This window comes from Brenneria nigrifluens DSM 30175 = ATCC 13028 (assembly GCF_005484965.1).
GTDB lineage: Bacteria > Pseudomonadota > Gammaproteobacteria > Enterobacterales > Enterobacteriaceae > Brenneria > Brenneria nigrifluens.
On record NZ_CP034036.1, the window covers coordinates 3,922,780 to 3,934,227 of the forward strand.

The following is an 11,448-nucleotide window of genomic DNA, read 5'->3' on the forward strand; positions in this document are numbered from 1 at the left end:
ATTTTAATTACTATTTATTCCTTCATAAAATACCGTAAAAATATAAATAAAGATAAATTAATCAAAAAACGGAAAGTGAGAAAACGAAGGTTGCATAGATAATGACTATTATCGTGCCATCGCAATGGCGGGAAATCGCCCTGTTCCCTGTCGCCGCCGCCCATCGGCCAGACAACCTGGCGGTCACTTTTGCGCCGGGTAGTAAAGCGTTGCGTACATAGGATTGACGGCATCAGAAGTCGACCAAACTGCCTGTACAATTGTTTAGCGTCACGCTGAAACTTCGCAGTCGAATTATTTTTTTAAATACATCTAGGCCGCAAGCCATAAACTGTTTCAGCAGAGTCCGCAGCATGACAGTTCAACGGAAAAAATTTCCGCTTGGTGAAATTACATATTGATAAATAATATTTTATTGCAAATAGCTCCCTGAGCTCTTTCTGTATCGCTCAAAATTTTTCCTATATCACTCAACGGCCTAACCTATCAAATAAGCCTGATCGATCGGCCAATTAATCATTATAAGCAATCGATAATCACATATTGATCAGTTTTACTGATCGATCAATAATGCCCCACACCTTCGTCAACAGGAAGTCGGAAGATGGTCGATTCAGTATTAAAATTAAATGACAGAAGATACTATGTTACCCAGCCTATTTATAATTGCCAGTACAAAATGTTCGCCATGGAATTGCTTGCCCGGGATAAGGATGGATGGCTGAGTACCGAAAAACGCATTCAGGCCATGAGCTCGTCGGAAAAGCAAATCTTATTGATTGAACAACTGGAATGTATTTCAGAAAAACGGTCATACTTCATTGATAACGATATTCTGGTAACCGTAAATATCGATTTCGTCACGGCGACTTTTCTACTACGGGATCGCTACCTGAGTGATTTACTGGATAAATCCCCCTTTATCCATCTGAAAATAGATGAATTATTTCCAAATCTTAACGATGGGAAGCACAATCCGCTGCTGGCGAAATTGCACGAACGTTATCCGCTCTGGCTGAATGATTTGGGCAAAGGCAACGCCAGCCTCTTTGCCGTTACCCAGTATGTTTTCAGCTATATCAAATTGGATAAAAATTTCTATTTAGAGATAATGAAAAGCAGCAAAGATCATATTTTCCCGGTGCTGGTGAAAAATATAAAAAAATTCTGCCGCGGCGTCATTATTGACGGCGTACAAGACTATGCAGAATATGAGTATTTGAAACGCTGCGGAATAGAGGGGATGCAAGGAAACATTTACCCGACATACCTGCTTGATAACTTACCGGAATTGCCAACACAAGCCAACATGTGACCGCCATGGCGCACATGATGTGAAAATCGTTTCTTTCTACGGTCTGCCGTTCGCTATCCGCTGCTGTTCAATCAGAACATACCCGTCATACTGCAATCTGCAGGAGACTTAAGCGTTTTTCCTCCATAATCAATTAATCCGCATAACGCCTCTCGCGGGTAAAACGGCTGACGGAACGCCTCTTCATCAAACAGGATCGAGCCTAGTGAATAATATTAAATACCATTAAAATCAAATATATATATACCCTAAATAATTCGAGTTGCAGGAAAGCGGCAAGGGAAGGACAAATTCATCGGGAACGAATTTGACCAGCGAACGGCTGGCCTCCGGTGAGAGACAGGATGTCTCTCATTTAATCCCGATGAGCTTACACAGGTAAATGATTCGGGTGACTGACAAATCTGCCTGGAGCAGATTTGAACGCTGCTTGCAGCGGCCCCAACGGGGCGAGGCCCAGGGAGGGGCCGAGTAATGCAGCCAACGCATCTGCAGCTTGAAGTATGACGGGTATATTAATAAATCTAAATGGAGGACACATTATGCCGCAGATTTTTACGCTCACCCTTGCCCCTTCTCTGGATTGCGCCACAACCACGCCTAGAATTTACCCTGAAGGAAAACTACGCTGCACGGCTCCGGTGTTCGAACCCGGAGGCGGCGGCATTAATGTTGCCCGGGCCGTTGTCCATCTGGGGGGAGAAGCCCGGGCAATTTTTCCGATTGGCGGTCCTACCGGCGAGCACCTGGCCGAGTTGCTCGAACAGGAAGGCGTCGCCACCGAAACGCTGCACACGCAGGACTGGACGCGGCAGAACCTGCACGTTCACGCCGATAATAGCGCTGAACAGTTCCGTTTTGTGATGCCCGGCGCCAGGCTGGCGGCAAGCGAGTTCAACCAGTTGGCCGAACTGATATTGAAGATCCCCGCGGGTTCGCTATTGGTCATCAGCGGCAGCCTGCCGCCCGGTTGCGACGTCGAGAAGCTGGCCCATCTGGTGAAACAGGCCCAGGGCGGCGGGTTAAGCTGTATCGTCGATAGCTCCGGCGCCGCACTGCAAGCCTGCCTGCAACTGGGGGGACTGGCGCTGGTGAAACCTAATCAGAATGAGCTGTCGGCCCTGATTGGACACCCGCTGGAAAGCCCGGATGACGTCTATAACGCGGCGGCTGAACTGGTGCGCAACGGCGCGGCTGAGCGAGTGGTGGTGTCGCTGGGTCCACAGGGAGCATTGGCAATCGACCGTAAAGACTGCATCCAGGCCGTTCCGCCGCCGGTGAAGAAAATGAGCACCGTCGGCGCGGGGGACAGCATGGTCGGCGCCATGGCATTAAAGCTGGCTGCCGGCGCCGGACTGGGCGATATGGTGCGCTATGGCGTCGCCGCCGGGACAGCGGCGACGCTGAACCAAGGCACGCGTCTGTGCGCGAAAGACGATACGCAGCGCCTGTATGAGTATATTTGCCAGAGTAAGGCATTATCCGCGTAAATGGGGTTGATGCTGCCGGGGCTGAACGGTAAATATTTCAGCCCCCGTTAACGCCTTATGACGAGAGCAAAAAGCGATCAAGATGCCGGCGCAACTGCTCATTCTCTTTCTTGAGTTCGTCGATTCTATCCAGCAAGGTCAGCGTCATTGCAATGCCCGACCAGTCCAGATCCAGCTCGGCCTGTAGCCGCCGTGCGCGGCGCAGGCAGCTCACCGCATCATAATCAAAAACCCAGCGTGGTTTATCCGGCTCCAACGGCGCAATAACGCCCAGCCCGACGACTTCAATCAGCTCGTCCTGAGAGATATTTACTGACTGACACAGTTCCACCACGGTAAATGTCATTTCTGCAGCCATCATATTTACTCCCATCCATCCCGAGGATTAAACGCAGCCTGCTCGGCCAACTGTTTCCACAGGGCGCTGGCCTTTTCATCCGGTTTCGGGGGCATAACCACTTTCAGGGTGGCGTACATATCGCCCTCCCCTTTCTTGCCGACCAACCCTTTACCCTTAATCCGCAACCGCTTGCCACTCTGGCTGCCGGGCGGCACCGTCAGCGCAATCTTGCCCGTCAGGGTCGGCACTTCGATAGTGGCGCCCAATGCAGCTTCCCAGGGAGCCAGCGGCACCACGATATGCAGGTCGTGACCGTCAATATCAAACAGCGGATGCGGAGCAATGCGGATAATCAGAAATAAATCACCGTTCGGCCCGCCGCCGACGCCGGCGCTCCCCTGTCCTTTCAAACGGATACGTTCGCCATTTCCGACGCCCGCCGGAATTTTCACATTCAACGTTTTGGTTATTTCTTTCGTCTGGCGACCCAGCTCGTCATAAACCGGCAAACGATAGGAAATCGGTCGCGTTTGCTCGACCAGCGTCTCCTCTAAAAACAGGGGCACTTCCATTTCGAAATCCTGGCCGCGACCGCGGTGGGGAGCATGCGCGGAAGCTCGCTGTCCCGCTCCGGCGCGAGCGCCAAAAATGGCTTCAAAGAAATCGGAAAAATCATGCGTGCCGCCTGGCGAAGAACCCTGCCAGGCCTGCTCGCGACCGCCATAGTTCGGCGGCGGTTCGGAAAAGCGGGGATCGTTGCGGTGCAGCCTAAGCTCATCGTATTCGGCGCGGCGCTCGCTGTCTTTCAGCACCTCATAGGCTTCGGCAACTTCCTTGAACTTGCTTTCCGCATTCTGTTCCGAGCTGACATCGGGGTGATATTTACGCGCCAGCCTGCGATAGGCCGTTTTGATCGTTTTCAGATCGGCGGACGGGTCTACTTCCAATGCAGCATAGTAATCTTTAAATTCCATGCGATAATACCCTCAATTCAATGGGTTATGCGATAGAAATCATTTTTATCTATTCGATATGCTACTTATTCTGTATGTTGTTAACTTCGATCATACACTTTTGATAAAGCGTCTACCTCCCTTAAAGACATAGACAATCAGCCGATATGCAGAAAGAGATAGCGTTGCGAGCTTGAGGATATTGCCCGGCAAAGCCGGGCATGGCGATTAAAGCAATACGATCAGAAGTTGTAGGTTACGCTGGCGTGGTAGGCGCGGCCCGGTTCGTTGTAGGTCGATGCGCCCTCGTTTTCACGATAAACACGTTTATCCAGCAGATTGCTGACGCCCGCGTTAAGCCGCACGTTTTTCGTCACGTTATAGTTCACGTCAAATCCCACCACGGAGTAGGCGCCGATTTCTTTGTCGGACAGGTTGCTGACATCGCTGACGGTTTCCGCATTCTGGCGCGGTTTCTGGCGGCCGTACATGGTCCAGGCCACGTTGGCGGAAAGATCTTCGGTTACCTGCCAGTCCAGCATGGTGTTAACGGTATATTTGGGGATCACCGACAGCGGGTTGCCGGTGTCTTTATTTTTGGATTCGATCATATAGGTGGCGTTAGTGCGCCAGTTCAGCGTATCACGCAGCACCGGCACCGTCAGATTGGCTTCCAGCCCTTCCACCACCGCCTTGCCGCCGTTTTCCCATTGCAGGACGTTACCAGTACCTTCAGAGGTATATGTATTACCGATGACCTCCGTACCGGAGACGATCTTGTTTTTATAATCGTTGCGAAAATAGGTGATACCAGCATCATATCCATTGTTGCTAAATGACAGGCCGATTTCCTTGTTGACGCTGATTTCCGGCTTCAGATCGTCATTGCCAATCAGATAACATCTTGATAAGCCGATCGGGCAGCCGTTACCACGCGTCGCCAGCAAATATCCTTCCGTGGACTGATACAGGTTAGGCGCCTTGAATACCCTAGCGATCCCCGCTTTCAGCTTGAAGTAGTCGCCCAGTTCCTGGGATGCGTTCAGGCTGGGACTCCAGTTGCTGCCGAATTTGTTGTGATAGTCGAGGCGCAGGCCGGGAATGATATTGGTGCCCGGAGCCGCCTCGATATTATCCTCGAAATAGAGCGCGCTCAGTTCTGCGCTGTTTTTGGATTTACGCGTACTCGGATCCCCTGATACGCCGCCTATATTCGCGGGATTACCAATTTCATCCACTACGCTGGTAGCCTGTATCGATGCCGGATCGTTCAGCTCTTCGCGATTCCACTCGGCACCAAAGGTGGCGGTCTGTTCCGCCAGCAGATGGAACGGAATATTTAATTCGCCGTTGGCCTTATAGTTTTCCAGCCGACTGGTCTTATATTCGGAACCATCGTTAATCATCCCCTCGACTCGGCCCGTCGTTCCTTCCGGTAGCCGCGTATTATTGGTCTTCTCATAGTAGAGGCCCAGACGCGACTGGCCCCAATCCCAAATGCCGTTATGGGTAACGCCGTAGGTCTGGCGATACATACGGTTGGTTTCCTGACCGTACAGTGACTCCACCAAGCCGTTGGGAGAGATGTTGCCGTTACTGAGCTGGGTATCCCCGGCGTAGATATTACCCTGACGGCTGTAGCCATATTCAAAGTCCAGGATTTGCTGAGGATTGATCTTCCATGACAGCAGCGTATTGATATCCTTGTTGCGCACCCCTTCGCGTCCGGCGGCGTAGGAACCGTTCTGCGCATTATTGATATCATCGGCGTCGGCGTCGGTTCTATTGATATTGCCGTACAGGCGCATGGTCAGCACATCGTCGATCAGCGGACCGCTCAGGCTGAAGTTGGCGCGCCGGGTATCGCCTTCTTTCGAGTCTTCCGGCTGGTTGGTGTACAGGGAAAGCGAGCCGTGCCAGTCGTTGGTGGGGCGTTTGGTAATGATATTCACCACGCCGCCGGCGGCGCCGGAACCGTAGCGCGCGGCGGCCGGGCCGCGCAGCACTTCAATGCGCTCCACCATTTCCACCGGCACCCAGTTGGTATCGCCGCGAGTGTCGCGTTCGCCGCGCCAGCCATAGCGTACGGAATTGCGCGAAGTGACCGGCTTGCCGTCGATCAGGATCAGGGTATTTTCCGGCCCCATGCCGCGAATATCGATCTGGCGGTTATTACCGCGCTGGCCGGTGGCGCTATTGCCGGTCAGGTTGACGCCGGGCATTTTGCGGATAAGATCCGACAGGTCGTTAACCGGCGGCTGTTTTTCGATATCTTCTTTGGTGATAATGGAGACACCCGGCTGCTGCTTCAGCGCTTCCTCGGCCGTTGCCTGCACAACCATGACGTCTTCCTGCTGCGTCTCTTCCGCCGCGTAGGCATGGCTGCCCAAAATACCTGCCAATAGTACGGCCAATGGTCGCTTAATGTAATTAGTTGTTACGCTCATTAAAGTTATCCCCATTTATGTACACCATTGTAAGCGAACACTTATGATAATAATAATTATTATCATTGTATATATAGGCTAAAAATCCTCACATTTTCTCCATAATGTTAAGATAGCGATAATAAAAGCAGCATTAACGATGGCGACGTATAGACGACAGGTTATAGAAATATGCTTATAAACAAATAGTAAATAAAAAACAGATCAAAAGCGCCGGTATGACCCATAGGCGGTAATAATGAGGACGATTCGCGAGAGATATCGTATCTATATCCCTGACACCCTGTTTAGCATTGTTAAAGGATTACTTTGCCGATCAGTTAAGGATCGGTTGATCGATTCTTAGACTGCGGCAATATAACGGCTTCCATAAATAGGGAGCCGTTTTTCTATGCCACTACTCGATTACCTGCTCAGTTTTAATGCTCAGCCTTTGCTGCCGCCACCTTCCGCTTAGCATTTTGCGGAACACCTTCCTGTTGAGGTTGTTTCGGCAGACTGCGCTGAACTGGGGCGCTGAACGCTATCCGGCAAAGGTGGCCGCAGAGCTGTACCACTCCCGTAGGGAAATAGAAGTCGTTTTTCGCAACATGACGCGAAGAGGCCAATAAAAGCCTGTTAGCATTGATTTTATTGAGTTCAGGAGATATACAGAGAAGAGAACTTGGAGCGAGTGAAGGGAATCGAACCCTCGTATAGAGCTTGGGAAGCTCTCGTTCTACCATTGAACTACACTCGCGCCGGAGATGCGCCTGGCATTATAGCGTTATCCCGTTGCCGGGCAAGTAAAAACCCCGGAAAACTGCTGGTAGAATAATCAATCAACTCATATGACAACGCGTTAAAACGTTGATGGCGCATGCAGCGAAACGGGTCAGCCGTCCGATCGTGCATTTTTTTCACTTTTCCTCGGTATGTTGAATTTCTTTCATATCCCCACGCGATTCAGACATGGTATTTTCAAAAGTTGTATAAAAAATGTGGTTCCCACGAAAAAAAGAGATCAGCGATGGAAAACCTGAAAACCGTTACCCCCCCATTTCGCGCCGACGTTGTCGGCAGTTATTTGCGTCCGGATTATTTGCATGCGGCGCGCGCGCAATATACCAAGGGCGAGATCGATCATGACGAATTAAAACGCGTTGAAGATAAGGCCATCAGCGAATTGGTCGCCAAACAGAAGGCGGCCGGTCTCCAAGTCATCACGGACGGCGAATTCCGTCGCAGTTGGTGGCATCTGGATTTCATGTGGGGGCTGAACGGCGTTGAAAAGGCGAGTTTGTCGCGTGGTTACAATTTCGCCGGTACGGAAACTCGTCCCGAAACCGCCAGGTTGACCGGCAAAATCAGCGGCGACAATCATCCTTTCATCGATCATTTTCGCTTTCTGCTGACGTTCGCCGAAGGCGGCATCGTTCCTCGTCTCACGATCCCCGCTCCCGCCCAGTTTCTGAAAGAGCTATACCGGCCGGATAACCGGGAGAGCACGCTGAAATACTATCCCCGCCAGAGCGATCTGGTCGCGGATATCGCCGCCGCCTATCAGACCTTTATTCGTGAAGTGTATGCGGCCGGCTGCCGCAGCCTACAGCTCGATGATTGCACATGGGGCATGATGGTGGACGCGCGTTATAACAACGCCGGCGTCGCCGTTAAAGAAGAAGGCGCGTGTGGTTGTGCTCAACACGCCGATCATACCGTCATCAGCGATAACGTTCAGGAACTGGCGGAGCTGCTGCTGGAGGTCAACAACGCGGCGATTGCCGGCGCGCCGCAAGATCTGGCGCTGGCGACGCACGTTTGCCGCGGCAACTATCGCTCGACCTGGGCGGCGAGCGGCGGTTATCAACCTATCGCCGGTATCCTGTTTGGAAAAGAAAACGTTGCCGCCTACTACCTTGAATTCGATACCGAGCGTGCCGGCGATTTTTCTCCCCTGGCGGAAGTTTCCGGCGACAAGCAGGTCGTATTGGGACTGATTTCATCCAAAATCGGCGAGCTTGAAGATAAACAGGCGGTTATCGCGCGTATTAAAGAGGCAACCCGCTATCTCCCGCTTGAACGCCTGTGTTTAAGCACCCAATGCGGTTTCGCGTCGACTGAAGAAGGCAATGCGCTGACGGAACAGCAGCAATGGGCCAAGATCGCGCTGGTTAAAGAAATCGCCGACGAAGTATGGGGCGGCTAATCGCGATTCCCCCAATCAGGCGGTAAAAAAAACCGGCGCCCAAGGCGCCGGTTTTTTATTTCAGCCAACGTGGCCGCGCGTTACTTCTGCGGGCGCATCGCCGGGAACAGAATCACGTCGCGGATGGTGTGGCTGTTGGTGAACAGCATAATCATACGGTCGATGCCAATGCCCAGACCGGCGGTCGGCGGCAAACCATGCTCCAGCGCGGTGACGTAGTCTTCGTCGTAGAACATGGCTTCGTCGTCGCCGGCGTCTTTGGCGCTGACCTGCTGGGCGAAACGCTCCGCCTGATCTTCCGCGTCGTTCAGCTCGGAGAAACCGTTGCCGATTTCCCGACCGCCGATAAAGAACTCGAAGCGATCGGTGATTTCCGGGTTCCGATCGTTACGGCGCGCCAGCGGAGAGACTTCCGCCGGGTATTCGGTAATAAAGGTCGGCTGAATCAGATTGCTTTCCGCCGTCTCTTCAAAGATCTCGGTGACGATGCGCCCCAGCCCCCAGCTCTTCTCGATTTTAATGCCCAACGACTCGGCAATCGCCGTGGCTTTCGCCAAATCGTCCAAATCGGCGACGTTGGTTTCCGGGCGGTATGTGCAGATGGCTTCGCGCATGGTCAGCTTGGCAAACGGCTTGCCGAAATCGAAGGTCTGATCGCCATATTCGATGGTCGTGGTGCCCAGCACGTCCTGCGTCAGAGTGCGGAACAGCGTTTCCGTCAACACGATAAGATCTTTATAGTCGGCATAGGCCATATAAAGCTCCATCATGGTGAACTCGGGGTTATGGCGCGGGGAGATGCCCTCATTGCGGAAGTTGCGGTTGATTTCAAACACCCGTTCAAAACCGCCCACCACCAGGCGTTTCAAATACAGCTCCGGCGCAATACGCAGATACATATCGATATCCAGCGCATTGTGATGGGTTACAAACGGACGCGCCGCCGCGCCGCCGGGGATCACCTGCATCATCGGCGTTTCCACTTCCATAAAACCGTGGTCGACCATAAAGCGGCGGATCGCCGCCATCACCTGGGAGCGGATACGGAAAGTATGGCGGGATTCTTCATTGGCGATCAGATCCAGGTAGCGCTGACGGTAACGGGTTTCCTGATCGGCCAGGCCGTGGAATTTATCCGGCAGCGGACGCAGGGCCTTGGTCAGCAAGCGCAGTTCGGTACAGTGCACCGAAAGCTCGCCGGTTTTGGTTTTGAACAGCTTGCCGCGCGCGCCGAGAATGTCGCCCAAATCCCACTTTTTGAACTGCTCGTTGTAGACGCCTTCCGCCAGATCGTCGCGGGAAACGTACAGCTGAATACGCCCGCCCACGTCCTGCAGCGTGACGAAAGAGGCTTTGCCCATAATGCGGCGGGTCATCATGCGGCCGGCTACGGTCACTTCGATGTTCAGCGCTTCCAGCTCTTCGTTTTCTTTGCCGTCGTAGTCGGCGTGCAGGCGATCGGAGGTGCTGTCGCGGCGGAAATCATTGGGAAACGCGATGCCGTGCTCACGCAGCGTCACCAGCTTTTCACGGCGCGCTTTCAGTTCGTTATTAAGATCCTGCGCCTGATCGGCACCCTGTGATTGTGATTCAGCCATGTGAATTCCTTATAATCCCGCTTTTAAACTTGCTTCAATAAATTTGTCCAGATCGCCATCCAGCACCGCCTGGGTGTTGCGTGTCTCCACCCCGGTGCGTAAATCCTTGATGCGCGAATCATCCAGCACATAGGAGCGAATCTGGCTGCCCCAGCCGATATCCGACTTGTTGTCTTCCATCACCTGCTTCTCAGCGTTTTTCTTTTGCATCTCAAACTCGTACAGCTTGGCTTTCAGCTGTTTCATCGCCTGATCTTTGTTTTTGTGCTGGGAGCGGTCATTCTGGCACTGGGTGACGATATTGGTCGGAAGATGGGTAATACGCACCGCGGATTCGGTCCGGTTTACGTGCTGACCGCCGGCGCCCGAGGCGCGATAAACGTCAATACGCAGGTCGGCCGGGTTGATTTCGATATCGATATCGTCATCCACTTCGGGATAGACGAAAGCGGAACTGAACGAGGTATGACGGCGGCCGCCGGAGTCGAACGGACTTTTACGCACCAGGCGATGGACGCCGGTTTCGGTGCGCAGCCAGCCAAAGGCGTAGTCGCCCATAATCTTGATGGTGGCGGATTTGGTGCCGGCCACTTCGCCGTCGGACTCTTCGATAATTTCGGTTTTGAACCCTTTGGCTTCCGCCCAGCGCAGGTACATCCGCACCAGCATGCTGGCCCAGTCCTGGGCTTCGGTGCCGCCGGAACCCGCCTGAATATCCAGATAGCAGTCCGCGCTATCATACTCGCCGGAGAACATGCGGCGAAATTCGAGCTGACCCAGTTTATTTTCCAGCGCGTCCAGTTCGGCCGCGGTTTCATTGAAGGTGTCTTCGTCGTCTTCTTCCACCGCCAGTTCCAGCAGGCCGGCGACATCCTCCAGTCCCTGCGTCATCTGATCGATGGTGTCGACGATGGCTTCCAGCGAGGAGCGCTCTTTACCCAGCGCCTGCGCGCGTTCCGGCTCGTTCCAGACGTCAGGCTGCTCCAGTTCGGCGTTTACTTCTTCGAGGCGTTCTTTCTTGGCATCGTAGTCAAAGATACCCCCTAAGGACGGCCGTACGCTCCGACAGGTCCTGAATGCGGTTTTTTACCGGATTAATTTCAAACATGATTTTTAT

8 protein-coding genes and 1 tRNA gene are annotated in these 11,448 nt (G+C 52.9%); 3 read left to right on the top strand and 6 right to left on the bottom strand.

Features of this window, described 5'->3' with window-relative positions:
- The first annotated feature begins 604 nt into the window (after positions 1-604).
- Both EH206_RS18375 and pfkB read left to right on the top strand, forming a co-directional pair.
- Positions 605-1,315, top strand: a complete 711-nt coding sequence (locus tag EH206_RS18375; RefSeq protein WP_009114383.1) for an EAL domain-containing protein — start codon at positions 605-607, stop codon at positions 1,313-1,315.
- Positions 1,316-1,857: 542 nt separating this feature from the next.
- Positions 1,858-2,805, top strand: coding sequence for a 6-phosphofructokinase II (pfkB, locus tag EH206_RS18380; protein WP_009114384.1), 948 nt, complete (start codon positions 1,858-1,860; stop codon positions 2,803-2,805).
- Between the two features lie 55 nt (positions 2,806-2,860).
- On the opposite strand, the gene EH206_RS18385 is transcribed toward pfkB, so the two are convergent.
- The 4 genes from EH206_RS18385 to EH206_RS18400 all read right to left on the bottom strand — a co-directional run bounded on the left by EH206_RS18385 (position 2,861) and on the right by EH206_RS18400 (position 7,284).
- Positions 2,861-3,166, bottom strand: coding sequence for a chaperone modulator CbpM (locus EH206_RS18385; protein WP_009114385.1), 306 nt, complete (start codon positions 3,164-3,166; stop codon positions 2,861-2,863).
- Positions 3,167-3,168: 2 nt separating this feature from the next.
- On the bottom strand, positions 3,169-4,119 hold the full coding sequence (cbpA, locus tag EH206_RS18390) for a curved DNA-binding protein (protein WP_009114386.1): 951 nt from the start codon (positions 4,117-4,119) through the stop codon (positions 3,169-3,171).
- 221 nt (positions 4,120-4,340) lie between these two features.
- Positions 4,341-6,545, bottom strand: a complete 2,205-nt coding sequence (locus EH206_RS18395; RefSeq protein ID WP_009114387.1) for a TonB-dependent siderophore receptor — start codon at positions 6,543-6,545, stop codon at positions 4,341-4,343.
- Between the two features lie 665 nt (positions 6,546-7,210).
- Positions 7,211-7,284: transfer RNA gene (locus EH206_RS18400), tRNA-Gly, on the bottom strand.
- Between the two features lie 270 nt (positions 7,285-7,554).
- Here EH206_RS18400 and EH206_RS18405 point away from each other — a divergent pair.
- On the top strand, positions 7,555-8,733 hold the full coding sequence (locus EH206_RS18405) for a 5-methyltetrahydropteroyltriglutamate--homocysteine S-methyltransferase (protein ID WP_009114388.1): 1,179 nt from the start codon (positions 7,555-7,557) through the stop codon (positions 8,731-8,733).
- 80 nt (positions 8,734-8,813) lie between these two features.
- On the opposite strand, the gene lysS is transcribed toward EH206_RS18405, so the two are convergent.
- Together lysS and prfB are read right to left on the bottom strand one after the other, a co-directional pair.
- The gene (gene lysS, locus EH206_RS18410) at positions 8,814-10,331 is read right to left on the bottom strand and encodes a lysine--tRNA ligase (RefSeq protein ID WP_009114389.1); all 1,518 of its coding nucleotides are present in this window, start codon (positions 10,329-10,331) and stop codon (positions 8,814-8,816) included.
- A 9-nt stretch (positions 10,332-10,340) separates the two neighbouring features.
- Positions 10,341-11,439, bottom strand: a protein-coding gene (prfB, locus tag EH206_RS18415; RefSeq protein ID WP_009114390.1) for a peptide chain release factor 2 whose coding sequence is annotated in 2 segments (ribosomal slippage) — positions 10,341-11,363 and positions 11,365-11,439 — 1,098 coding nt in all. Because the reading frame shifts where the segments join, the coding sequence is not laid out codon by codon here.
- Positions 11,440-11,448: the final 9 nt, after the last annotated feature.